We start from the raw sequence: 24509 nt of genomic DNA on the forward strand, positions 1-24509 counted from the left end.
TTATTTTAAACTTACGGCTTAACAAGCCTCAAAACAATAATAGATTGCGGCTTGCAATTCGCAAACCAATATGCAATAAATGCCCTTATCGAAGCCTTTTTTATATATCCTCCTACCCATGACGTATTGGATTTTGAGGCGTGTGGGTCTGTCAGTCTGAGCCTGTCGAAGACTCGCGCGTAGAGGCCTTTGCCCGCTATCCTTCGACAGGCTTAGGATGACAGCCATTTTTGTTACGTCATTCTCTCCTTTAGAGGCCACCGGATTTTACGACTCACCATGCCATTAATTTTCTAATTTATCCGTTTTATAATTTCAATACAAGCCCTGCTGTTATGGTAAGGGCATTTCCAAAGGCCAACCTTATCCTCGCCGGGCATAATGCTGCCGTCATCTTTAATCCCCCAGAACCATTCGCCATTTTGCTTGTCCAGCATTTTAGTTTTGACAAAAGTCCAGTTATAGATGGATAGATCGAGGTATTTTTGATCGCCGCTGATTTGCCAGGCATTATAAAAACCAACCATTGCTTCGGCCTGTACCCACCAGTGTTTTTCTTTAATGAGATGATCATTCGCAGGTTCGTACTCGTACCATAAACCACCATCGGTATCCAGGCCTGTCACAGTTGCATCAGCAATTGCTAAACAAATCTCTTTGATCTGCTCCATCTTGCTCTGGTCGGCTATTACTTCGGCCGCCTCCAGCAACAGCCAGGTTGCTTCAATATCGTGTCCGTAGGAAACCGTATCCGATTTACGGTTCCAATCCTCGTCAAAAAACAATACGAGGTGATGAGTTTCGGCATCAATAAAGTGATCACAAAAATTATTTATCAGCGTTTCAATTTGCTTTTTAAGTTCGCTATCAGGCCAAATGCGGTACAGGTTAGTATAGGCTTCCAGTACGTGCAAATGGGTGTTCATGGTCTTTTTTTCGTTGGCATCTTTGGCGCTCAAACGCAGATCGTTTATTGGCTGCCAATCGCGGGCAAAGGCTTCCATGTAGCCTGTTTGATGCAGATCATAACTTTTATCAACCAACAAATGATACAGGGCAATAGCCTGATCTTTAACTACCGCTAAACCAGAGGCCATATAGTATTCGCTAAGGGCATAAAGCGTAAACGCGCTGGCATAAACCTGCTTTTTTGTATCCAGCATATTGCCCTTATCGTCAACAGACCAGTACACCCCGCCAAATTCCTCATCAATAAAACGAGCATTGATGTAGGCGTAAGCCCTGTTAGCCATTTCCAAACTGGCTTCATCGGGCTTCAAATTATAAGCCGCCGAAAAACTCCACAAGATCCTGGCGTTTAAAACCGAGCCTTTAGGTGCATCGGGCGTTACTTGGTTATCGTTATCTATCTTACCAGCAAAGCCACCGTTTACTTCATCGGGCGTATATTTTTGCCAATAGGTAATGATGTTGCTGAGCTCGTTGCTGAGCTCAGTTTTGTAATTATTCAATAATGTTCGCTGTTCAGGCGATAATTTGTGCAGCGGCAGGGGTGTGTTATCCGTCATACTTGTAAATCAAATGACATTTTTAATAAGGCAATTTTCTGTAGAGACGCATATTTGCGTCTCCCACCAGACGAGCGGAATTGCATTTCCGATTTACACGCGGGAGACGCAAATATGCGTCTCTACGGAGAATAGACACTTACGAAACCTACAATATTTCCTGTACTATATTTTTATTCTTATCAACAATCCCGTAAACTTTATCCACCGAAGTCGACGATTTAAAGCCGTCCTCAGGTGTATTCATCACATAATCTATCAGTTTAGCAACCGTAGTGGTGGCTACATGCATACGCGTATCTGATGATGCATAATAGATATAAACAGATCCATCCTCATCAGCTATCCATCCGTTACAGAATACTACGTTAGATACATCACCCACGCGCTCCTCTCCTTCCGGCGCTAAGAAATAGCCTCCGGGTTTGTGCGTAACCCTGGTGAGGTTGTTTAAATCGGTCATAAACATATACAGTACATAGCGCAAGCCGGCAGCTGTATTGCGTACACCATGAGCCAGGTGCAACCAGCCTTGATCGGTTTTGATAGGTGTCGGTCCCTGGCCGTTTTTTGCTTCGTAAACGGTATGGTAATTTTTATTATCGATGATAGTTTCCTGGTCAATAACTGCATTTTCCATATTATCGGTCAGGCCGAAACCAATGCCACCGCCGGTGCCGGCACTAATAAAACCATCCTGCGGGCGGGTGTACAGGGCATATTTACCATCTACAAACTCCGGGTGCAATACTACATTGCGTTGTTGTGGCGAATTGGTTTTAAGATCGGGCAGACGTTCCCATTGCACCAGGTCTTTTGTGCGGGCTATGCCGCAAGCGGCAACAGCCATTGATTGATCATGTGCGGAGGCGGCAGGATCACGCCTTTCGGTGCAGAACAGGCCATAGATCCACCCGTCCTGATGCTGTGTTAAACGCATATCATATACATTGGTATCAGGCTCATCTGTTTGCGGCAGATTGACAGGATATTCCCAAAAAGTAAAATTGCTGACTCCATCAGGACTCTCGGCTACGGCAAAAAAAGACTTGCGATCCACTCCCTCAACACGCACCATCATCATATACTTGCCCTTGAATTTTATGGCACCGGCATTAAAGGCGGCGTTAATGCCAAAGCGCTCCATGAGGTATGGATTGGTTGCCGCATCCAGATCATACCGCCAGTTAATTGGAGTATGCGCGGCTGTTAGTACCGGGTTTATATAACGATCAAAAACGCCATTGCCGGTACCTGCTATTTGGTTGGGCATTGTTATAAGTTGATGTTGTTCCTGCTGCAACAGGGTTAATCTTTGTTTAAATTCAGGAGTCATATATGTCTTTCTATCAATAGTCTTTTAATTTATTCCACCATGTCCTTTTCAGTATCAGCATGATCACTGCCAACAATGCCACGGTTACAAGCAAGGGGAATTTTTGGTTGAGGATGAGATACATGGGCAATATGGTAAGGCATAATTGAGCAATAGTCCCTATTACCACATTAAACATGTTCAGTCTGAAATTTTTATTCGGCACAAAGCTTTCATCTTCGGCCATTACCAGTTTTTTAACCGGTTCCCAAAAACCCCATGGGCGTACATTGCTGTAAAAGGACTTTAATACGGCCATATCTGTTGGCGCGCTTGCGTAGGAGCCTATAACCGAACCAGCCATGGAGATGAAGAACAAAAGCGGAAACCAATACAACAGCTCGCCGGATGGAATAAGCAGCGAAAACACCATAGAGGATAGAATACCAGCCAGCATGCCGTAAAAAAAGCCGTTGGCATTAAAGCGCCACCAATGCCACTTGAGCACATTTGATGCTACGTAGCCACCATAAAGCGCCGATACGATCCATTGCAGTACGCTGTTTACATCTTTTACAAAGAAGCCCAGGATAACCCCTACTGCCACTACAACCACGCCTACCAGGTAATTCATGGCGATGATTTTTTTGGTAGATGCCGCAGGGTTAAAATATTTAATGTAGATATCATTTACGATATAAGCCTGTGCCGCGTTCATCGTACCGGAAAATGTGCTCATGAAAGCGCCAAGCAAACCGGCCAACAGCAACCCAACCAGGCCAACTGGCAAAAAATTATTGATAACAGCCGGTAATATCCTTTCAAAATCTATAGCGCCGGTAGCATCCTTCAGGTTCATTTGATTATAATACAACAGGCCCAGGATGGTTAAGCTCACAATAAGCGAGTAACGGATGGGTAACAAAATGATACTCACAAAACCACTCATTTTACTGGCTTCCTCGGGAGAACGCGTCGACAGGATCTTTTGCATATCATAATTAGGTGCCGGACCAGCCAGCGCCGCGAAGAAACCCTTAAAGGTCATCATCATAAAAAACAGGCCGAACAGCGAGTAACCATCATCCTTAATTTTCTGGTTAACCTCATTAATAATGCCCGACCAACTCATACCCAGGTTTTTCCCAAAAAATGGACTATACCAACCGTCGGGCACATTTAAATGATGACCTGCTAATTTATGAGCAGCAATAAAACCGATCCAGATACAGGCAACAGACATGATGCCGTATTTGACCATATCGCCCAGAACAATACTGTGCATACCGCCCAAAATGGAGTAAAACATAGCAAATAGCGTAAATACAATACCATAAACATGCGGTACATATTGCGGCGCAACGTTGAAGGGAACATAGGCTTTAACCAAATCCCAGGGAATAAAAATTTCAATGAATTTACCCAGCCCAATAAATCCGTAGGCTAAAAATCCAAGACAACTAAGCAGCGCGAACGCGATAACAATTATATGTGAATTGCCTACGCCAGGTCCTGTTTTGCCAAACCGGGTGGCCAGCCACTCGGCACCTGTGGCAGCGTTTGAGCGGCGCAGCCAACGCGAGAGGTACATCATCAAAAACACCTGGTTAAATACCGGCCACAACCAGGGGATCCAGATACTTTTCATGCCATATACAAAGCACAGGCTCACCATCCACATGGTGCCGCTGATATCAAACATGTCGGATGCATCACTTAGCCCCAGCTTATACCAGGGTAATGATTTACCACCCAACATATAGCTTTCCTTATTTTCGCGGGCTTTTTTACGATACCACAAGCCGATAAAAATGGTGCTCAACAGGTACAAAACTATGATGGCAGCATCAAGTGCGTGTAGCTTCATTTATTTGACATGATTATTGTTTTTTCTTTGTGATTTTTTGATTTTTTTTTGAAATTCCTTCCAGAAAAACCCTCAAAAAATTACTGACTTTTTATCAAAATCCGCCAGGCATGCCGCCTTCACAGTTTAAGTTAAATTGGTTGATTCAAAAGTGAACTTATTAAGGTTAATTTTATAATACTTTTTTAACATTATATTTTAATATCTACACAATTCCGCCATCCTTAAATTTTCAAATCGCTTAAATAAAAACCCGGTTGCCGGTGTAGGTTTCCCTAAACTCTTTGGGGATACACAGCTTTTTGCGTTTAAAGATCCTATTGAAATTGGAGATATTGTTAAACCCGCATTTGTAAGCGATCTCGGCAACAGTAGCGGTGGAGTCTATCAGCATGCGGGAGGCATGACCGAGCCTTATTTCGTTTAAGCTATCGATAAAAGTTTTACCTGTGCGTTTTTTGATGAACCTGCTAAAAGAAGCCTCGGGCATGTTGGCAATTTTTGATACCTCGGCCAGGGTAACCTGCTTGTTGTAATTCACGTTCATGTGCTCAAACACTTTTTCGATGCGGCGGCTGTTGTAATAAAACTTATCGTTGCTAAAACTCGGGTCCGACAACATCTTCATATTGCGGGAGATAGACAGATCGTGCAGGATAGACATCAATTCCAGCACCGAATCAAAGCCACTCTTTTTATCCAGGCTAATGATCCGATCTTTAAGAGCAAGTATGGTTTCGGGCGAAAAAACGATACCCCGCTGCGAGCGTTCAAGCATGCTTTTCACAAAGCTTAACTGGTTCCGCTTCAGAAATTTTTCATCAAACAGATCTTTGTGAAATTGAATGGTTACTTCGGTGATCTCCTCGCTAAGGCATTGATGGGTAAACCAGGCATGATACAAATTAGGACCAACCAGCGCCAGCTCTACATCATCAATCACTTCTATATGGCCACCTACAACCCGCCTGGCGCCTTTGGCATTAATGATCAGGTTAAGTTCATATTCATCATGATAATGCAAGGGGAAGTCGAACTTTTTTTTAACTCTCGAAAAAATGGTAAAGCAATCACTGGGGGTAAGCGGCGTTATTTCACGCATCACATTACTTGTCGTCATAAATTGTATAGGTTTAAAAAGAAGAAAATCCTGATACGAATTTAACCAAATTATATCAACTATTTACCATTTTGTAATTTTTGAATTATAATTTACTTTCATTTCATTGCCATTTCTGTCAGATAAAAACAAACAGCTGTTATAATATTGGAAATTTGTATTCAATAAATCATCAAAAATTAGCGAAGAATATTCAAAAAACAGGTAAAAACGATTAAGAATCAGATAAGAAATTTCAAAAAAGAGATAAAAATTTATAAAAAAAATGATGTCTCAAAATTTTACACTCCATTAACCGGCATGTAAACTGTAAGCCTTAGGTTTGCACCCAATTGGTGTTTTAACATTTAACCCAAACGGTCAATACTTAAAACTCCGGCTTATGCCAATAAAAGCCCGTATATTTAAACATCCTTTTATTATGGCATTAAATTAGCACAAAAAACAATAGTCATAACAGTTTAACATTATGCCCTATAATATAATCACCAGCAAAACAATTGGTAAATATTTATTGTAGATTAACCATAATATAAATGAATCAAAAACTACTATATCATATTTAATGGATACAGCAGAAAGCACCACACCGGCGGCAGCAAAAAAAAGATCGAAATTTAGACAAAGCATCACCGACTTTTTTATCAGCTTATACCGCATCAACCAATTCATTCTGCGCTTTTTCAGGGAGGCCTTTATGCCCCCTTTTGAATTTAAAGAAATAATGAAGCAATGCTTTGAAGTAGGTGTACGCTCATTCACATTAATCACCGTAACCGGGTTTATAGTGGGGGTGATATTCACAAAGCAGTCACGGCCTTCGCTTTCACAATTCGGGGCGCAGTCATGGTTGCCTTCCCTGGTGTCAATAGCCATTATGCGGGCATTGGCTCCTTTGGTTACGGCATTAATAGCATCGGGCAAAGTTGGCTCAAGCATCGGGGCCGAGCTGGGTTCCATGCGCGTAACCGAGCAAATTGACGCTATGGAAGTATCGGGCACCAAACCATTTAAATTTTTGGTATGCACCCGCGTAATTGCCACCACCCTTACCATTCCTATTTTGGCAACCTATACCGGCTTTATTGCTATTGTGGGGGGCTTTTTAAATGTAAATCAAAACGAGGGCACTACCTGGAGCACATTTATACAGGAAGTATTTGACCCCTTAACTTTTACAGATTTTGTGGCATCGCTTGTTAAATCCATTGTGTTCGGGTTTACTATTGGGATAGTAGGTTGCTACCAGGGTTTTAACTCCAGCAAGGGAACCGAGGGTGTGGGTAAAGCCGCTAACGGGGCTGTGGTAACCGCCATGTTCCTGGTGTTTATTGAAGAAATTATTATAGTACAGATAACCAGCTGGTTCCGTTAAACAAAGGGAAACATGGAGAAGAAAATAGTTAAAGCAGACCATACCAACCCGGTGATCAGCGTAAGGGGGCTCGAAAAATCCTTTGAAGATTACGCTGTTTTGCGCGGCATTGATCTTGATCTTTACCAGGGCGAAAACCTGGTGGTGCTGGGCCGCTCGGGTTCGGGAAAATCTGTGTTGATCAAAATTATATCTGGTTTGCTAAGTCCTGATAAGGGCGAGGTGAATGTATTGGGTCATAACATTGCCCATATCCGCGAAGAAGAATTACAGGAGTTGCGCGTAAGGATAGGTTTTTCGTTTCAAAACAGCGCCTTATATGATAGTATGACGGTGCGCAAAAACCTGGAGTTTCCCTTAGTACGTAACCGTAAGGGCATTACCCGCCAGGAAATAAACACCGCTGTTGAAACAGTTCTTGATGCCGTGGGCCTGTCGCAAACCATTAACCAGATGCCTTCGGAGCTATCGGGCGGCCAGCGTAAGCGGATCGGGATAGCACGTACCCTGATCCTGAACCCCGAGATTATGCTGTATGATGAGCCTACCGCCGGCCTCGACCCTATCACCTGTATCGAAATCAACGATCTGATTAATGAGGTACAGGAACGCTACAACACCTCCTCCATCATCATTACGCATGATTTAACCTGTGCCAAGCAAACTGGCGACCGCATTGCCATGCTGCTCGACGGCCAATTTCAGCGTACCGGATCTTTCGAAGAAGTATTTGATACTACCGATAGCCGGGTTAAACCTTTTTTCGACTACAACTTTATCCAATAGAAAAGACATTATACCATTATCATGGACTCATCAGAAAATAAAAAAGCAATTACGGTAGGCCTATTTTTAGCCCTCGGCTTAATCCTGTTTATCCTTGGCGTATTCACACTTGGCGGGCAGCAAAAGACTTTTGTAAAAAACATCAAGCTCAGCTCTGTTTTTAGCGACGTTGCCGGGCTAAAAAAGGGGAACAACGTTTGGTTCTCGGGCGTAAAGGTAGGCACCATCAGCGCTGTTAGATTTACCGGGCCATCACAGGTACAGGTTTTTATGAGTATCGACCAGGCCTCCCAGCAATACATCCACCGCAATGCCCAGGCCAAAATCAGCTCGGATGGGTTGATAGGTAATAAGATCATCGTGATAGATGGCGGTAGTCCACAGGCGCCCGAAGTACAGGATGGCGATGTCCTGCAGGCCGAAAAAATGCTCTCGACCGATGACCTGCTTAAAACCCTGCAGGAAAACAACCAGAACCTACTGGCTATAACCACCGATTTTAAAGCCCTGAGTCACCAGATACTGGCCGGCAAAGGCACCGTTGGCGCTTTAATGGCCGATAACACCATGGCCGACCAGTTACGCGCCTCGATGCTTAACCTACAGGCCGCAACCCAAAGTGCAGCCCGGATGGCTGTACAGCTTGATCATTTCGGCAATAAATTAAACACCAAAGGGGGCCTTGCCGATAACCTGCTTACCGATACCGCTACATTTAACCGGATAAGGCAGGCAGTAACCCAGCTGCAAAGCGCCGCCAGCAATGCATCAGCCCTAACCAATAACCTCAACAAAGCCAGCGACAAGCTGAACAGAACAGATAACGCCATTGGCGTATTACTAAACGACCCCAAAGGCGCCGTACAGGTACAAACCACCCTTAACAATCTGCAACAAAGCTCCATCAAACTAAACGACGACCTGGAAGCCGCACAACACAACTTTTTCCTGAAAGGTTTTTTTAAGGACAAGGCGAAGAAGGCTAAGGCCGATAGTTTGAAGAAGGCGGGACAGTAAAATACAGCGGAGCGTGAAGGGAAAATGACATCTCCATCAAGTCACGCTGAGTTGTTTCAGCACCTCACGGGACAGTTAGGTGATTTGATTAGCAGTCGGCTTAGCAAATGGGATGTTGAAAAAAGTTCAACATGACGGGAATTTAATATATCATTACCAGGAACTACGCAATAGCGAACTGCGCAAAGCCGACAAGCAAATGCCCCCTTTGTCTGAACCTGTATTTATAGGATTAACAGATTCTCACGATTCCAATTTACACGGGCCCTTCTCCCATCTGTCATTGTTGTAAGATATAGAGGTAATAACATACCTGTAATTCCAAAGAACAAAGCAATGCTATGCAGAGCCGCTATAAGTTTGAACTTTGTGCCGCTCCGCAAAGAAATCTCATATCTTATCATGGCGTTACCTGCGGCCCGCGCTTTACGCTTGTACTGCACAAGCCTTAGCCACATTGGCCGGTATCCGCTGCAATCGCTAACGCAAACTTTAAGTAGGCAAAAATGCTCCGTCAGGAGCTACCTGTTTGTAGCAAATAACACAAAAATGAATTTTGCGCCGTAGGTGCTACCCGAAATTTGCGATGTGACAACATGGTGGTAAAGGGTAGCCTCTACGAGGCAAAGGTTAATGGCGTGATTTTTCTACAAACAGGTAGCACCGGACGGTGCAGGCTATTAATTTTTTTGTGCGTTTGACAAGCTATTGTTTTGCAAATGCTTAACTTATGTTACCCCCGTCAAAGGCAGGTGTGAGACGGAAGTATTAATAAAAAAAATTAATGAATTTACACTTTTTTTATTGCGAAGCCCTTTTGCTCTGCTAAGAAGATGATCGTGGCGAAGTTCACTACATTCAATTTTCTATTACGGTAACAGTAATCCAATATGCCTGCACTTTTGTATTCGTCATGATTAATGCCGTCCATCTCACACAAATACAAATAATATTTTACTCCCAAATCATAGGTAAACGTATTGGCGATTGCCAACCCGATTTTGTACCAGTCATTATAGTTGTCGGTTATTGACAGTTTGCGTGATCTTAAAAATCTGATTATTTTATCTATTGTATCTCGGTCATTTCTCAAATTTTTACCTTCAGTAGCGTAAAACAAACGTTTCTCCAACTTTCTATCTAATGTTGTAATTCTTTTTATGGAATCTTTCGGTGTTTTTGTCGCCGTTAATTTTTCTGTTATTACCTCCAAATCAACAACAAAGGGTTCACATTCGTCTTTAAATAAAGTTTCGGGATCATAAGAAGTAAAACATAATCTGCAAATATCACTACCACTTTTGTCAATCAATATGTTGTATGTCGAAGATAGATAGTTGCAGATTTCGGAATAATAGGTCTTGTGTGCATCCGCTGTAGATTCCGTACTTATTAGAATTTTCAATCCTCTATTTGATGGTGAAATCCAAATTGCTAATACGTGCTTATCATCAAATATTGTTTCTTTTTTCTCTTTAAGCTCTACTTCTTCTATATTATCTATGTCAATTACGAATAGCTTGCTATAATCACTTAGGTTGTCAGCTGTATGTGCACCATTAAACGTTCCGCTAAAGGTAACAACAGGCAAAACAGACTTGGCCATTTTGTATTCGGCTATTAAACCGGCAGTATATAAACGCCTACAATGTTCTACCTGAGTTTTGCATCTACCTTTAATTATATAATTAAGTTCCTCAAGTAATGTTATTTCTACATTCGTTTTGGCAGCTTTATTATTATAGCTTGAAATTATTATTTCTTTTCCTTTGACCATGCAATCAAATATAATACATTTAGCCAAGCTAAGAGTAGAGAAGAGTGGCGTAAGCCATTAGGTTGAGACGGTTCTTTTTTAAGATAGGCTAAATAAAATTGGCTGAAGAAATGGCTTCACGCATTGAGCCTCCGGTAGTTTATCAGTGCGTAATTTTTATGTTTGTATTTGGTTAAAATAAAATCCACACTACTCTTAGCTTTATGCCTAATTATGAAGATTATTTTTCAGCCAAGAACATTATAAAAACTTTATGTAAATACCGCATAAAGCAAGCAAAGAAGAAACACAAACTTCACCTGCTAAGAGATATCAGCCTCCACAAGGTTTCTATACTCTTGCTAAAAAATAAACACAATTGCCCGCCAAGTCTAAAAGAGCTATTCCCAAGTAGAAGAACCTGGCATCGGGCTAATAACGAAGAGCGAAAGAAATTTGACAATTCTCAAGACACAACCATTTTTAGCTTATACAAGACGATTACATCAATTCATTATAAAGTAATTAATGGAATAATAACACAACCAGACTGGTACGTAAAACTGCAGCAATTCATAGAAAGAGTTCAGGCTAGAGCCGCCAATCCCGATATGATGTATATCCAGAGCCCGGTAATCAACCCAATTAAAAAGGACAACACGCCAACGTGCAAAGTCTGTCGGCCCATTTCTTTGTATAATTTAGAAGACCGTATAATTATCGGCTTTACAGCAAAATATCTTACCGATTTATTTGACCCTTTTCTTCATAACTGTTCATATGCTTTTAGATCGTCAAAACTCGAGGAAATAAGAACTCACCATGATACAATTAACAAAATAGCAGAGTATAGGAAGGAGCGACCCAAGAAACCTATTTATGTTGCCGAATGTGATTTAGAAAAGTTTTTTGACTGCCTTAATCACAAAACAATTATAGAAGCTTTCGAAAAATTTATATTTAAAGTTACTGACTCTGGTGCGTTTTTTGAGTCAAAGGCAAGGAAAATATTTAATCAATATCTGGCCTCATATACGTTTAACAAAACTGTATTAAAATATAATGGAACTCACTATTTTGATCAATTCGGCATTCCTGGTGGTGTGTTTGATTGGCCGCATGTTAAATTGGAAAGCAATTATTATGGTGATAAATTATTAGAGGAAGACATTGGCGTACCGCAAGGTGGAGCCTTATCATGTTTGATAGCCAATTTCTTGTTACATGAGGTGGATGAGGCAGTTGATAGCGAACCTAAAGATCCGGAGTTACTCTATCTTAGGTTCTGTGATGATATGGTTATATTACATACTATTAAAGAAAAATGTGATGCGGCTTTAAACCGTTATTTACTAAAAATTGACACATTAAATCTCATTGTTCACAAACCAGAAGTAATTACCAATTATGACCGTGGTTTTTGGAAAACCAAATCAAAGAGTCCTTATAACTGGTCATCTAATTCGAATGCAAAAAGCGCTGTACCTTGGCTTGGATTTGTGGGATATCAAATTAGGTATGACGGAATTATAAGGGTAAGAAAGAAATCACTGCTAAAAGAAGCCACAAAGCAAAAGCATGAGATGCTTGAAGTACTAAAAGCGCTAAACCTAAACAAACGAACCAAACATAGGGCTAATGAACATTCCCGAAAATCAAAAAAACAACAAATTTATGCCTTGGAAAACCGGCTAATTTCGATGTCGGTGGGTCGGGCAAATTTATACAATTATAAAACCGCTCAACACGGACTCTGTTGGACAAATGGGTTTAAATGTTTGGATATGAATTTCGTGTCAAGAACGCAATGTAAATATCTCGACCGAAGCAGGAAACATACTTTATCAAAATTCGGTAAAACATTATCCAATTTAATTAAACCTAGTGAGAAACCAAGTAGGCTTTCAGAAAAAACATTCTATGGCCATCCATTTAGTTATCATGGTTTTTTGAAATAGAACCTATCAAGTTAGTGTAATACTAGCGTAAAGCGTTTCAAATACCCTTCCACGCTAGCAAACGTGTAACATGGCCGTCCACAATTTAACCGCGAAAAAAAAAGTTTTATGATTAATTATTATGCTGAGATTCATATCAGAACGAAATGATTTCCAGCACATATTGAATATTGAAATCTCAGACGTTTGATCAGCAACATTTCAAGCTCCTAAAAGACTTCCAATTTGGAGCATTGCGAAAACGTCAAATGCTATTGCAATATTGACACAATCAACCTTATAACCTCATGAATAAAACAATACCAATTCTGTGGACTTACACAACAGTCACCTGCGCTTCTTTTTTCTTAATGATTACAATTAACTCATGTGATCAGACTAACAACCAACAACATAGCGTGGTCTATACTGATAGCAGAACCGGAAACAAAAACAATAGTTCAAATGTAAAATATGAGATTTTAGAAAATACCCCCGCCCAGGCTGTTGTATTGATAAGAGAGCCTATATATCAAACCATAGACACCTCTAAGCTCTCTACGATAGCAGATAGTTTGTTTAATACTAAATCGCCGAACATTGAAAATCCTGATTGTTGGTATCGAGTATGGTTTTATTACAGGGGCGATTGGAAGGGTAATGTTTATTATGCAGGAAAATTTTGGAGGCATGATTATAAAACTCAAAGTCTAATACCGGAAAACTTAGATGTAACGGGTATTACTGGCGATGAGAGACAGGATGCGATAAATCACGATAAAAGCGTAGCTCCTATCGTAACAACGTTTGATACATTATCATACATCAAAAGAATTAGCAAATTAACCAAAGCAGAATTACGCACATTAAAAAACAGGCAACTTAATAAAGATGGTGAGGTGAGAGTTTTTATAGAGAAATGCGAACATTTACGAGACAGCGCAGGTATAGTTACAAACGAACCGGGTAATTATACCCACTTATTTTACGGTAAATTTATTAATGCATGGGGAAATATAAATTACCCTATTACTAAAAATAACTATACTTATTCCAGTTCTGTAACATTTGAGGCAACATATGACCTTTATGGCAACGAAATATATTTTTCTTCATCATTAAATAAATGATCCCCCCTCCGCTGTTCGATTCCGACTTTGAGCAGCGGGGGATACATCACTAATCAACTACCCAAAAACCTTCCAGGTAAAGCATATAGCGGCCGGGTTGAAATTCGCCGTAGGCAAAAACAACTATGATATTACCTTTTTTATAATAATACAGCCTGAGGTTATTGCTGCCCTTATATAGGTTCAGGAAGCCACCATCCGTAACAAAAGCTCCGGTTTTTATAATGAATTCAAAGTCGGCGGCCCTAATAGCGTGCTGTAGATCTTCGAGGTTATTATTGGCAAAGTCGTCCAGTTTTATGGGGGTGATCAGGGTGGTTTCACGGCTCAAATCGAATGATTTGTGCAGGATCTCCTGTTCGGGGCCATCAAATATGAGCGACTTTACCTTTTTATAATTGGTTATCATTTGGGCCGTTCTTTATCTTTTTGTTCGGCAATATACCCTCCTTTTTTCAGATCATTGATATTATAAGGTAATTCAAACTGGATCCCTAAACCGGGCTTATTAAACCAGGGGATAATCTGACCTCTTTTTACACTGTCGATAGGTTTTACAATTTTATAAACCCTGTATGGCGATTGTAAGGTTTTATCGGGCAAAGCGCGTTGCGAAAAGGGCACATCTACCTTTGATACAAAAGTGCCGCGGTCCTGGAAAACACTGTCGGCATCGTAATAACCTCCATAGCGATCAACCAACAGGCCGGCCTGCAACGTAATCATTTTTAATGACAGGGCGCCACGGTTTGGGGGCCAGCCGCCATTGAGGTTGTTTGTGCTGAAAAACTGCTCCAGTTCGGCCCATTTTTCGTGCTTCCATAATTGCCAGGCTGTTTTCGCAAGCGGCTTTTTGGTGCTGTCGGCAAAATCGGCAACAGAGGCTACAAAAACACTAAACGAAACTCCGCGTACAAGGCTGTCGTTTTTATGATGTTCCCTTCCTGAACCGGCTACGTGTTTGTGTGTTTTTTTGGAATGCTCCGTTTGCGCGTTGACAACAAAAGGCAGCAATACTGCCAACAGCAATATTCTTATTGTTTTCATAGGACAAGATGTTTGGTTTATTAACTAGCTAAATATAATATATGCAAATACTTTATCAATTCAAATCGACATATTTATTTTTAATAATATGTTGGTATTATTGATATACATATATCTTGACTTTTTTCATTTTTAATTACCGGTCGATTTTCTGATACTTCACATTGCTTGGGCCACATGTCGCATAAAGCCCGTCTGATAACCAACCACCATGCTTTTGATCCTATATAAAAAATTGTAAGGGCCTGCTTCCTACGCTTCAATTTCATCATAATCAAGCTCCCTATAAGGCAGGAATAAGTATATAACAGCTACTGTTTCTACCAGGCTTATCGCGATGTTAGGTAGTTGTAACAACATATTTGTCTTAAGCATAAATAGACCTATAATATACAAGGGAACAGATATTATCGATAAAGAGAGTAAAACCCACCTGGTTCATTTGTAACCTTTTCGTATTAAACGTGCGATGAGAATAGTGAAGGCTAGGGTAAGGAATTCCATGATTATTCCTGGCCTCGGTTCAACTATAAAATAAGTGGTCGCGTTAATAAACGCAGATGCTCTCACCAGGTTTGAGGCAACTATTAGGTTATGGTTGGCAGTGTTCATCTCCGATTGATTTAGGCGGAGTAAGATAAGAAACTTTGGATAAGATCATTTCAATCTCCCCACCAAAATTAGCTCTTACATCAGTGTATAGCCGTTTTAGGCTCTGGTCGGTATTTTCACCGCACCAGCATGAGGTCTGGATATGTATTTAATACCCGATTACAGCTGTAGCAACATTACATATTAACAGTCGCTGTTAAAGCCTTTTTAGAAAACGAGATCATCAACAAATGGTGCGGCGAAAACAACCACCATAAGCTAAAACCGTTACCTCTTTTTCAGAATGCCCCGAAAAGTAACTTATTGAACCAAAATATCATATTTAGTATAAATAGCTTCGGCTACATAACCATAGCCTTTATTATTTAAGTGCAGGAAATCTGAACGAAGGGTATATGGAATAACATCATTTTTTGCATTCTGTACATCATTCATATTTGTTGAATCTCTCTTTGAAATTAAATAAGGTTTAATATCCAAATAGTGTAAACCATATCTCGCTGCAAGAGTATCATTAATAGCTTTAATACGCTTATAATAAACTGCACCTTTTAACTCGTTCGGGGTATCACCGTTTATTATTCCTAAAACTAAGTAATGTGAATGCCCTAACGAATTTACCATCGAAGCGATATCGTTAAGTATCGTATCTGAATGCATATAGTTGTTTCGCCCTGCCCAAATGATAGTGGGATAGCTATGTAAATTTGGTGCCGCAAACATTTTGTTTTTAATTGATGTGCTGGTTGCACCATTTACACCTTCATTGATAACATCGCGACCCGTTAGTTCCGACAGTTTTTTTGGATATGTAACACTACTCCCTCCCGAGCCTTTGGTTAAACTATCACCCCAACTGATTATTGAATTTGGATTGATATATTCCTCCTTTTTACAAGACACGAAGATGACTATACAAATAAGTAATAAGTAATTTTTTTTCATTATAATAATTGCGATTTACGGTTTTTGTCTAAATATTCAACGGTTGTATTTCGCAATTAAGATAACATTTTTCCCAGACATATATATTAATACCCCATCATAATTAGCAACAGAATAGAGATATTTCAAAATTTAAAGCAGGCGATTCGAAACTGCCTAATTTAAGGCAGAAAATTAAGAGTAAAGAATAGTCATTCTCCCCACAAAATTAGCTAATACATCAGCGCTGAACTGACACACTTCAAGATAGTAGCACAAGAATGAATATTCCATTGGCTGGGAAGCCTTCCGCGTTTTCTTTACTCTCTACCTGGCCTTAGTGCTGCCATCCTACCAACTGACGTTCATTAAATAAAGATACCTGAATAGCCATTTCGCTACTATAGAAAGTTAACAAATATTTATTAAATTGGCATCGGAATGTGGCTAAACTCCTCACTCCGATAACTTAAACCGTCGCAAGTGAAAAAAATTATAACTGCACTTTTTGCTTCAGCTGTCATTTGCAGCGGCTGCTCTAAAAACCATACTGAAATACCGGCAAATTCTAAAACATTTAAAGTTTCGTTCAAGTTAGCGGTAAATGCTGTTGTAAGCAGTACCTGGCAACAAGTTTTAGGCGGGCAGGCCAGTATACGTTTCGCGGCCAAAAGTAATGACTCGTTAACTGCGTCTTCATTAACAGATGATCTCGATCTTAGTAAGCTATCTACTTATACTAAACCTGTTATCGCAGACACTTATGATGTATCATTAAAAACAAAAAGCACAGCAGTAGCTGATACCTTTATAAGATTTAACGCCCTTGCCCAAAATGTGGTAATAAATAAAGATGTTGCCATTAATATGCCGGCCACTACTACTGATGGTGTTATTACCATAAGCAAAAAACTTATAGATAGTACCACCGTACCAACTTTTATCCCAACCGGAACAAACACAACCTATAATTTAGGTGTAGCCAATGGCTATTATTTCATTTACGTTGCGGGATCAGCGGGAGGCAAAGTGACCTTTACTGAAGCCAGCGGCGGCGATCTTTTTATTGCCAACGTAACTGTAGCTGCAAATAACCAATACAATTTAACCGCAATTGTAACTAAAACTGGCTCGGTTGTTAAGCACACCTACGACTTTAAATCAAACAACAACCTAAATTAAGTTTTGGTGGAAAACTTATCGAAATGAAAAAATACTTCCCTGTAATAACAGTTATACTCTTTATATTCTCCGGGTGTGCAAAACACGATTCAACCATGGATCCTGTACCGGTTACGCCCCAGATAACCATTAAAGATATCAGCTACCCTGCATTTATCAACAGTACCTGGAAAAATGTTGTAGGCGGTAACTTAGCGTTCGAATTTGATTTAAAAGATGCAAAGGATTCTGTTGCCTCCCGTATAAAGGACAGTATCGATATTAAAAACATTACTACTTACACCAAAATAGTTGATAAAGGTAAATATGATATAAACATATCTGCAGGAAACCCTTCGGCAATTGCCGATACCTTTTTGCGGTTTAAAGGGCAGGTGAAATCATACACCGTTGATAACAAAGAGGCTGTTTCATTAACCGTTACCAGTAACGACGGACTGATAACGATAGATCAGAAATTTATTAAGGATAATACCATACCAACATTTAAGGCAGATACGGGACCAGCCGTTTATAAACTCGGCCTTAGTAACGGTTTCTATTACCTCTATATTAAAAACGGTGTCCAGGGCGCTATCTCCTTTGTTTCAAAAGAAACCGGCCAGCTGGTGAGCAAACGGCTAAGCATCGTTACACTTAACCAATACAACATGGCAGTAGTGGCCAATAAAGGTACGTTGCAGGTTGTTTTTAGTCCGTTTGCCTATAACGATGTGCCTGTTGTGTCAAGCACCCTGCTCACGTTGAATCTAATACCTGATGGCTATACAGCTACCACTACTTATTTTGTTGCTACAGATGAAACCGGAAAAATATTAGTTGAAACGAAATATATACCCGGCACAAAATCTTTTAAGCTTTCAACAACAGAATCATTTACTAAAGACCGCTTTAATTTTTATGAGATAAGAATTTCGGATGACATACATACAACTCCCAATATCACCGGTTACTTACAGGTAAAAAAGGGAAGTGTATACGTCAATACCCGAACCTATACTAATCCGCCTTTCTCAACGCTAAAGCTGCATTTAAAAAATGTATCCGGTTTTGATAAATTAAACATAAGCACTGATATGGGTAGCGCAGAAATTAACACGCCGGCCGATAGCAGCTCTTTGTCACCAATACAATGTTCTGATAAAGGCAAACTATGGGTACAGATGTTAAAAAATAACAAAGTGACCTACAATTTCTTTACAATACCAGTCGGAACTACAGACTACAACCTTGATCTGAGCAAAGTAACCAGTTCGCCCATTATAAAAAACTACACCACACCGGGGGATAATTTTTATTTGCGTGTTTCTGCCAAACAAGATAAATCTTCTGATTACGCATATGCATTTGGCCACATCAGCAGCAACTCAAACCAGCTCGACTTTTACTATCCCAATGAACCTTTTCAGCAATATACCACAGTCGCGAATTATAGAATAGGTGACTTAAACTATATCATTAAACAAGTAGAAGCTGGCATCCCCGCCAGGATCAATACTTTTGATCCCTCTTTTTCAACGCCGGGTACATCAATGGCTAACTTCAAACCATCCATTACAGGTACCTCCGATTATTATTTTGCCAATTTTATCGATTTTACTTCTGCCAAATACCTTCAGCTTAATCTATACTCACCAGCAGCGGGCTATCTTACACCTGTTAAACTCCCTGATTTTTCTAAGTATTTAGGAGTATCATCTGTAAATCTGAACGCTTTACTGTTAAAACAATTTGGGCTTTACCAGGCCGATGGCTTTAATGAGGCCCGTTTTTATTATGATCAGCCGGGAAGTGATACTAATTTAAACAGCAAATCAGTAGTGGCTTATTATTAGGTAAATGCTATTAAAAACAAACTCATTTAACTTATGCTGTTGCAAAATAACCTTGCGGTCGTTGCAAGGTCTGCACTATGCTTTCAAAACAATTCTCTATATAAAATACACTAAACGGTTCTTCGCAACCACCCTCCACTAATAAAAAAACCGGAACGCTCTAAACAGCGGCCCGGTTTAAAAATCCCCTGATCTTGTTTTATCAAATCAGCGAAACGACTTGAAAGATGCCCGGATTTCGTCAGTGAAGATCTTAGGCTGTTCCCAGGCTGCAAAATGCCCGCCTTTTTCTACCTTGTTGTAATGGATTAATTTAGGAAACGCCTGCTCTGCCCAGCTCTTCGGGGCCGGATAGAGTTCGTCAGGAAAAACGCTGACGGCAACAGGGATGGTGAGTCCTTTGGCAGTGAAGTACCCGAGTTTGTTCTCCCAATACAAACGGGCGCCAGAGATTGCCGTATTTGTTAACCAGGTGATCGTGATATTGTCAAGAATGTCGTCACGGGTAAGACCTTCAGATTGTCCGTTAAAGACGCGCTTGATGAGTTCATAGCTGCGTGCGTCGTGATCAAGAAAGTAAGCCGCAAGGCCAACCGGTGAATCCGCGAGTCCGTACATCGTCTGCGGGCGCAATCCTAACTGAAAACCATATCCGATACCTTTTTGATATACAAATTGCAAACGCTCGTAAGCGAGTTTCTCGTCGGCTGAAAGACCTGAGGGAGCCGGCGCCCCGGAAAATGCCGCGTTGTTAATGTCCTCCTGAAATACGCCAGGCATGTTGGTGTGAATAGCCAACAACTCCGGAGGTGCAAGCAGACCTATTTGCTCGGTGATGAGCGCGCCCCAATCGCCGCCTTGTGCTACAAATTTTTTATAGCCAAGGCGCTTCATCAGCACAACCCAGGCACGTGCGATATGTTGAGGGTCCCAGCCGGTAGTAGTTGGTCTGCCCGAAAATCCATAACCCGGTATGGAAGGGATTACGACATCAAAAGCGTCCTCCGCCTTTCCACCATGTGCAGTAGGATTCACAAGCGGGTCGATAATCTTCATTTGTTCGATGATAGAACCGGGCCATCCGTGTGTAACGATCATTGGCAACGCGTTTTCGTGTTTCGAACGAACGTGAATAAAATGAATGTCGAGGCCATCGATTTCTGTTATAAATTGGGGCAAAGCATTCAATCTCGACTCCACGTTACGCCAATTATAACTTGTGCCCCAGTATTTTGCCAGTGCCTGAATAGTATCAAGTTGCACACCCTGCGTTTGATCGTCTACGGTTTCTCTTTCGGGCCATTTTGTTGCTAAAATGCGGCGTTTTAAATCATCCAGGTCGGCCTGCGGAAAGGTAGTCTGGAAGGGGTGGATCAATTCCGCCGATCCTACTTCTTCTAAAGTGTCTGTGATTGTTTCCATTGTTTAAATTTTAAAATTGCTTTCTTAATTTATTTTAGATGTAAACCGTAGTCTATCAACAAATTGGTTAGGCAGACTAAACGGCCTTGTAGTATTCAGACTATTTATCAACGGAGTATCCGGCTTAAACCACGTTGATCTCTACATTAATATTACCGCGTGTGGCTTTTGAATACAGACAGGTTTGGTGACCTGCATCGGCCAGCGCCTGAGCAACTTCGCGTTCCAGGCCAGGTAAACTAATGTTGAGGCGTGCCTGCAGGTGGTAATCTTCCCCGGTTTGGGCCAGGTCCACTTCAGCATCAACGGCGGCATCTGCCGGAAACCTTACCTTCATTTTTGCAGCAGCAATCTTCATCGCACTCATGAAACAGCCCGACCAGCCGGCGGCAAACAACTGCTCAGGATTTGTTCCAGTACCTGGAGTGCCGGGACTGGAAAGTTTAACGTCCAGACGACCATCAGAGCTAATAGCTGAGCCGCCATCGCGGCCACCGGTAGTGTGAGTTTTGCCTGTGTACAGTACTTTTGTGAGCTGAGTATCCACTTGTGGATCTTCTGTATGTGTGTTTTCCATTGTTTTGATTTTTAATTATATGTGTTGTTCAGTTTTCACTTCCACTTTGTGCCAGTTATACTCCGTAGCCCTATAGTTGGCAAGGAACTTCATTGTCGCGAGCGGCACACCCTGCGTTTATCGTTCATAATTACTTTCTTAAAATTTATCCTCCATGTAAACAATATTCAGTTATCAAATTGGTTGAGCGTTCTAAACAGTCTTATGGTATTTAAACCATTTCCCAACAGATTAACGGAGCGAACTAAAAGCCGCACGCATTTCATTAACAAACAGTGTTGGTTGCTCCCATGCAGGAAAATGCCCTCCTTTGTCAAGTTTATTATAATGAATGAGATTTGGATATGCCTTTTCTACCCAACTGTGTGGCGCCACAAAAAGCTCATCAGGAAAAACACTCACGGCAACAGGGATAGTGATACCCTTTGGGCTAAAATAGGCCAGCTTATTTTCCCGGTAAAGACGCGCTGCTGAAACAGCAGTATTTGTTAACCAGAAAAGGGTGATGTTATCAAGGATCTCGTCTCGTGTAAGGCATTCATTTTGCCCGGCAAAGGCTCGTGAGATAAGATCTAAACCGCGGGCGTCAAAGTCGATTAAAAATGCCGCCATACCAACCGGCGAATCTGCTAACGCGGCCAGTGCCTGCGGGCGCGATGCCATGTAGGCGGCATAGTATACATGTTGGTATACAAATACCAATTGCTCATAGGCCTGTTTTTCCTCTCCGGATAACCATGAAGGAGTCGGCACACCTGTAAATGCGGCCTCGTTAAGTTCTGCCGGAACCGCGCCGGGCATGTTTGTATGAATCCCAATCAATTCGGGCGCTGCCTGTACAGCCATCTGTTCTGTGATAAGTGCCCCCCAATCTCCGCCCTGTGCCACAAACTTGTTGTAGCCAAGTCGTTTCATCAGCACAACCCAGGCTTTCGCTATACGCTCCGGTCCCCAACCTGTACTTGTTGGCTTGCCAGAAAATCCATAGCCAGGCATCGATGGAAAAACGACATCAAAGGCTTCCTCCGCCATTCCCCCAAACGCTTCAGGATCGGTTAGCGGACCGATGATTTTCATCTTGTGAGTTATAGAGGCGGGCCAGCCATGAGTTATAATAATTGGAAGGGCATTTGGATTTTTTGAACGTACATGTATGAAATGAATATCCAATCCATCAATACTGGTTACAAATTGCGGAAGGGCATTTATTTTTGCTTCTATTTTACGCCAGTCATAGTTTGAAGCCCAATAGCCGGCAAGTGCCAGCAATGTGGCCAGTGGCGTACCCTGCGAAAAATCATCCACCGTTTCTTTTTCAGACCATCTTGTGGCTAAAATACGGCGATGCAGATCATCAAGGTCGGCTTGCGGAAAGTTGAACCGGAAAGGACGGATCAACTCGCCTGATCCCACTTCCTCTAAAGTTGCTGTGCTGGTTTCCATTGTATAGATTTTAAAATTTCTTTCTTACATCTATCCTCCATGTCAACTGTATTCAATTAGCAAATTGATGGCGTATGCTAAACGGTTTTGTAGTAAATTTTAAAGTGTCATTATTTTTTGGCAAAGATATTTATATCATCAACCGGCATCCAGCACCAAATAGGTTAAGTGGACTAAATACCTCCTGAGGTGGACATTTTTAAACTCGAAAATTTTTTAACTTTTGCGATGATTATAATTTCCAGAAACGAAATTTACGTATTAATAGCCTCCAGGGAATGAGGGGAATAATTCAAAGAAGATCGTACTTCTTTTTTAAAGGTGACCTGAAAATTGCCTGTTTTTTGTAAAGACTACCGGTTATCGAGCCAGTGCAAAAAAATACTTACCTTTTCTTTTGGAACCACCAATTTATCGGAGACAGGTATAATGGGATTAACCAATAGTTTCCTTGCAAAATAATGCTCAACATCCTTTATTAACTGAAAGCTTATCAGGTATTGCCTGTTTAACCTAAAAAACTGACTGTTTGCCAAAAGTTTCTGAATCCGGTCCAATGAATAATTTACAGCATATTCCTGCTGATCGAAGCACACAAGTGCTGATGATTCGCACGTGACATAAAAAAAAGCAATATGATCAACGGGCACTGTGCTATATTTATTTTGCCTAAAAACAAGGAAGCTTGTTTTACCCCCGCGTTTTTCTAACACATCATCAGAATAAGATCCGCCATTTTGTTGGGTGACTTTCATGACTTGCGTTTCCATCTTATTAGGTTTTATTTTTCTTAACCATCCGCCTGCCCAAGTTTATTACATCTTTAATCAGTTAAAGAATAAACTCGGCTACCGCTATCTACCTTGGGGCCAAAAACCAAATGTCCATGTTCTCTGAAATTCTATTCAAAAATAGTAAAACAGTAAACTCCAAAAAAGATTAAAATGATTAAAAACGTAATTGCAGCAAGGTAGTGGCCGGAGTTTACAAACAGTGTACTATCATACCACTTTTTATTAGTTCATAGTAACTTAACTTCATGAATAATTAATGGAGAAAACCTGCTTTATTCGTTAATGATTGCCTGTACGGTAAGCCATTGGCCTATTATTATTTGAGGCGAAATTTTATTGGTAACAAATTCAACAACTTAGCGTCAAAAGGTTATCAATATAACCTGCAAGTTTTACTGAATTTATTATTAAACATTAACCCCATAAAACAACCTGTCATGACCTCAAAAGAATCATTCTCCCTAAACGGGGATATCCTGCTTAAAAAAGTAAAAGAACTAATTGCCGAAGGCAACATCAGGAAAATAACCATAACAGATCATTCCGGTAAAGAATTGATGACATTTCCTTTGGCCGTAGGTATAGTAGGCATTTTCCTGGCACCAGTATTGGCAGCCGTAGGAGCAGTAGCCGCGCTGATTGGCGAATGTACCATTACCGTTGAACGGGAAGAGCCGGAAGCAGAACAGAAGGACGAATTGTAAATTACTGCAAATGCAATAAGTTAAATGCATGCAACGGCAGTTGGAGTTTAAAAACAAATATTGCTGTTGTATGCATTTTATTGATACTTTTCCCATCACTGGCGAACACCTGCCGCGTAAATCCCGCTGGTAAAATT

Annotated in this window: 21 protein-coding genes; 8 read left to right on the plus strand and 13 right to left on the minus strand. The window is 40.9% G+C overall.

The window, feature by feature from the left end:
- Positions 1–293: 293 nt before the first annotated feature.
- From AC1DYB_RS15625 to AC1DYB_RS15640, 4 genes are all read right to left on the minus strand, one after another.
- Complete coding sequence (locus tag AC1DYB_RS15625; protein WP_477436279.1) at positions 294–1529, minus strand: AGE family epimerase/isomerase; 1236 nt, start codon at positions 1527–1529, stop codon at positions 294–296.
- Between the two features lie 148 nt (positions 1530–1677).
- Entirely contained in the window at positions 1678–2865 is a 1188-nt protein-coding gene (locus AC1DYB_RS15630) for a glycoside hydrolase family 130 protein (RefSeq protein ID WP_477436281.1), read from the minus strand.
- A gap of 13 nt (positions 2866–2878) precedes the next feature.
- Positions 2879–4711 (minus strand): sodium:solute symporter family protein, encoded by a 1833-nt coding sequence (locus tag AC1DYB_RS15635; protein ID WP_477436283.1) that lies wholly within the window; start codon positions 4709–4711, stop codon positions 2879–2881.
- 241 nt (positions 4712–4952) lie between these two features.
- Positions 4953–5831 carry an AraC family transcriptional regulator gene (locus tag AC1DYB_RS15640; RefSeq protein ID WP_295713269.1) on the minus strand — a complete coding sequence of 293 codons (879 nt, stop codon included), beginning with the start codon at positions 5829–5831 and terminating at the stop codon, positions 4953–4955.
- A 565-nt stretch (positions 5832–6396) separates the two neighbouring features.
- On the opposite strand from AC1DYB_RS15640, the gene AC1DYB_RS15645 reads away from it, so the two are divergent.
- Genes AC1DYB_RS15645 through AC1DYB_RS15655 form a run of 3 tightly spaced genes read left to right on the plus strand, consistent with a single transcriptional unit; the run spans position 6397 to position 9009 of the window.
- Positions 6397–7206, plus strand: coding sequence for an MlaE family ABC transporter permease (locus AC1DYB_RS15645; RefSeq protein WP_477436285.1), 810 nt, complete (start codon positions 6397–6399; stop codon positions 7204–7206).
- A gap of 12 nt (positions 7207–7218) precedes the next feature.
- Positions 7219–7992, plus strand: a complete 774-nt coding sequence (locus AC1DYB_RS15650) for an ABC transporter ATP-binding protein (protein ID WP_295713265.1) — start codon at positions 7219–7221, stop codon at positions 7990–7992.
- 21 nt (positions 7993–8013) lie between these two features.
- The gene (locus tag AC1DYB_RS15655) at positions 8014–9009 is read left to right on the plus strand and encodes an MlaD family protein (protein WP_477436287.1); all 996 of its coding nucleotides are present in this window, start codon (positions 8014–8016) and stop codon (positions 9007–9009) included.
- Between the two features lie 790 nt (positions 9010–9799).
- Here AC1DYB_RS15655 and AC1DYB_RS15660 read toward each other — a convergent pair.
- Positions 9800–10786 carry a BT4734/BF3469 family protein gene (locus tag AC1DYB_RS15660; protein WP_477436289.1) on the minus strand — a complete coding sequence of 329 codons (987 nt, stop codon included), beginning with the start codon at positions 10784–10786 and terminating at the stop codon, positions 9800–9802.
- 203 nt (positions 10787–10989) lie between these two features.
- On the opposite strand from AC1DYB_RS15660, the gene AC1DYB_RS15665 reads away from it, so the two are divergent.
- Entirely contained in the window at positions 10990–12723 is a 1734-nt protein-coding gene (locus tag AC1DYB_RS15665; protein WP_477436291.1) for a reverse transcriptase domain-containing protein, read from the plus strand.
- A 287-nt stretch (positions 12724–13010) separates the two neighbouring features.
- The gene (locus AC1DYB_RS15670; protein WP_477436293.1) at positions 13011–13832 is read left to right on the plus strand and encodes a hypothetical protein; all 822 of its coding nucleotides are present in this window, start codon (positions 13011–13013) and stop codon (positions 13830–13832) included.
- A 49-nt stretch (positions 13833–13881) separates the two neighbouring features.
- Here AC1DYB_RS15670 and AC1DYB_RS15675 read toward each other — a convergent pair whose 3' ends face one another.
- From AC1DYB_RS15675 to AC1DYB_RS15690, 4 genes are all read right to left on the minus strand, one after another.
- On the minus strand, positions 13882–14241 hold the full coding sequence (locus AC1DYB_RS15675; protein WP_477436295.1) for a hypothetical protein: 360 nt from the start codon (positions 14239–14241) through the stop codon (positions 13882–13884).
- The gene (locus AC1DYB_RS15680; RefSeq protein WP_477436297.1) at positions 14238–14879 is read right to left on the minus strand and encodes a TNT domain-containing protein; all 642 of its coding nucleotides are present in this window, start codon (positions 14877–14879) and stop codon (positions 14238–14240) included. The genes AC1DYB_RS15675 and AC1DYB_RS15680 overlap by 4 nt, the downstream gene beginning before the upstream one ends.
- Positions 14880–15131: 252 nt before the next feature.
- A complete protein-coding gene (locus tag AC1DYB_RS15685; RefSeq protein ID WP_477436299.1) occupies positions 15132–15254 on the minus strand; it encodes a hypothetical protein in 123 nt (40 codons plus the stop codon).
- Between the two features lie 537 nt (positions 15255–15791).
- Positions 15792–16436: an SGNH/GDSL hydrolase family protein gene (locus AC1DYB_RS15690; protein WP_477436301.1), complete on the minus strand. Its 645-nt coding sequence runs from the start codon at positions 16434–16436 to the stop codon at positions 15792–15794.
- Positions 16437–16898: 462 nt separating this feature from the next.
- Between AC1DYB_RS15690 and AC1DYB_RS15695 the strand changes: the two genes are divergently transcribed.
- Entirely contained in the window at positions 16899–17597 is a 699-nt protein-coding gene (locus AC1DYB_RS15695) for a hypothetical protein (RefSeq protein ID WP_477436303.1), read from the plus strand.
- A gap of 23 nt (positions 17598–17620) precedes the next feature.
- Complete coding sequence (locus tag AC1DYB_RS15700) at positions 17621–19432, plus strand: hypothetical protein (protein WP_477436305.1); 1812 nt, start codon at positions 17621–17623, stop codon at positions 19430–19432.
- Between the two features lie 207 nt (positions 19433–19639).
- Here the strand turns inward: AC1DYB_RS15700 and AC1DYB_RS15705 are convergent, their stop codons facing one another.
- The 4 genes from AC1DYB_RS15705 to AC1DYB_RS15720 form a co-directional block, all read right to left on the minus strand.
- Positions 19640–20854: an epoxide hydrolase family protein gene (locus tag AC1DYB_RS15705; RefSeq protein ID WP_477436307.1), complete on the minus strand. Its 1215-nt coding sequence runs from the start codon at positions 20852–20854 to the stop codon at positions 19640–19642.
- Positions 20855–20978: 124 nt separating this feature from the next.
- On the minus strand, positions 20979–21431 hold the full coding sequence (locus AC1DYB_RS15710) for an organic hydroperoxide resistance protein (protein ID WP_295717270.1): 453 nt from the start codon (positions 21429–21431) through the stop codon (positions 20979–20981).
- A gap of 231 nt (positions 21432–21662) precedes the next feature.
- Complete coding sequence (locus tag AC1DYB_RS15715; RefSeq protein ID WP_477436309.1) at positions 21663–22874, minus strand: epoxide hydrolase family protein; 1212 nt, start codon at positions 22872–22874, stop codon at positions 21663–21665.
- Positions 22875–23227: 353 nt separating this feature from the next.
- Entirely contained in the window at positions 23228–23644 is a 417-nt protein-coding gene (locus AC1DYB_RS15720) for a LytTR family transcriptional regulator DNA-binding domain-containing protein (protein WP_477436311.1), read from the minus strand.
- A gap of 461 nt (positions 23645–24105) precedes the next feature.
- Between AC1DYB_RS15720 and AC1DYB_RS15725 the strand changes: the two genes are divergently transcribed.
- Positions 24106–24372 carry a DUF4342 domain-containing protein gene (locus AC1DYB_RS15725; RefSeq protein ID WP_295717275.1) on the plus strand — a complete coding sequence of 89 codons (267 nt, stop codon included), beginning with the start codon at positions 24106–24108 and terminating at the stop codon, positions 24370–24372.
- Positions 24373–24509: the final 137 nt, after the last annotated feature.

This window comes from Mucilaginibacter sp. P2_A4, from assembly GCF_056405015.1.

Bases quoted from the DNA above. Each gene is read 5' to 3' on its own strand.
- AC1DYB_RS15710 (WP_295717270.1), bottom strand. From the start codon at position 21,431: ATGGAAAACACACATACAGAAGATCCACAAGTGGATACTCAGCTCACA.
- AC1DYB_RS15715 (WP_477436309.1), bottom strand. From the start codon at position 22,874: ATGGAAACCAGCACAGCAACTTTAGAGGAAGTGGGATCAGGCGAGTTG.
- AC1DYB_RS15700 (WP_477436305.1), top strand. From the start codon at position 17,621: ATGAAAAAATACTTCCCTGTAATAACAGTTATACTCTTTATATTCTCC.
- AC1DYB_RS15630 (WP_477436281.1), bottom strand. From the start codon at position 2,865: ATGACTCCTGAATTTAAACAAAGATTAACCCTGTTGCAGCAGGAACAA.
- AC1DYB_RS15660 (WP_477436289.1), bottom strand. From the start codon at position 10,786: ATGGTCAAAGGAAAAGAAATAATAATTTCAAGCTATAATAATAAAGCT.
- AC1DYB_RS15680 (WP_477436297.1), bottom strand. From the start codon at position 14,879: ATGAAAACAATAAGAATATTGCTGTTGGCAGTATTGCTGCCTTTTGTT.
- AC1DYB_RS15670 (WP_477436293.1), top strand. From the start codon at position 13,011: ATGAATAAAACAATACCAATTCTGTGGACTTACACAACAGTCACCTGC.
- AC1DYB_RS15665 (WP_477436291.1), top strand. From the start codon at position 10,990: ATGCCTAATTATGAAGATTATTTTTCAGCCAAGAACATTATAAAAACT.
- AC1DYB_RS15645 (WP_477436285.1), top strand. From the start codon at position 6,397: ATGGATACAGCAGAAAGCACCACACCGGCGGCAGCAAAAAAAAGATCG.
- AC1DYB_RS15720 (WP_477436311.1), bottom strand. From the start codon at position 23,644: ATGGAAACGCAAGTCATGAAAGTCACCCAACAAAATGGCGGATCTTAT.
- AC1DYB_RS15675 (WP_477436295.1), bottom strand. From the start codon at position 14,241: ATGATAACCAATTATAAAAAGGTAAAGTCGCTCATATTTGATGGCCCC.
- AC1DYB_RS15725 (WP_295717275.1), top strand. From the start codon at position 24,106: ATGACCTCAAAAGAATCATTCTCCCTAAACGGGGATATCCTGCTTAAA.
- AC1DYB_RS15685 (WP_477436299.1), bottom strand. From the start codon at position 15,254: ATGCTTAAGACAAATATGTTGTTACAACTACCTAACATCGCGATAAGC.
- AC1DYB_RS15625 (WP_477436279.1), bottom strand. From the start codon at position 1,529: ATGACGGATAACACACCCCTGCCGCTGCACAAATTATCGCCTGAACAG.
- AC1DYB_RS15650 (WP_295713265.1), top strand. From the start codon at position 7,219: ATGGAGAAGAAAATAGTTAAAGCAGACCATACCAACCCGGTGATCAGC.
- AC1DYB_RS15635 (WP_477436283.1), bottom strand. From the start codon at position 4,711: ATGAAGCTACACGCACTTGATGCTGCCATCATAGTTTTGTACCTGTTG.
- AC1DYB_RS15705 (WP_477436307.1), bottom strand. From the start codon at position 20,854: ATGGAAACAATCACAGACACTTTAGAAGAAGTAGGATCGGCGGAATTG.
- AC1DYB_RS15655 (WP_477436287.1), top strand. From the start codon at position 8,014: ATGGACTCATCAGAAAATAAAAAAGCAATTACGGTAGGCCTATTTTTA.
- AC1DYB_RS15640 (WP_295713269.1), bottom strand. From the start codon at position 5,831: ATGACGACAAGTAATGTGATGCGTGAAATAACGCCGCTTACCCCCAGT.
- AC1DYB_RS15690 (WP_477436301.1), bottom strand. From the start codon at position 16,436: ATGAAAAAAAATTACTTATTACTTATTTGTATAGTCATCTTCGTGTCT.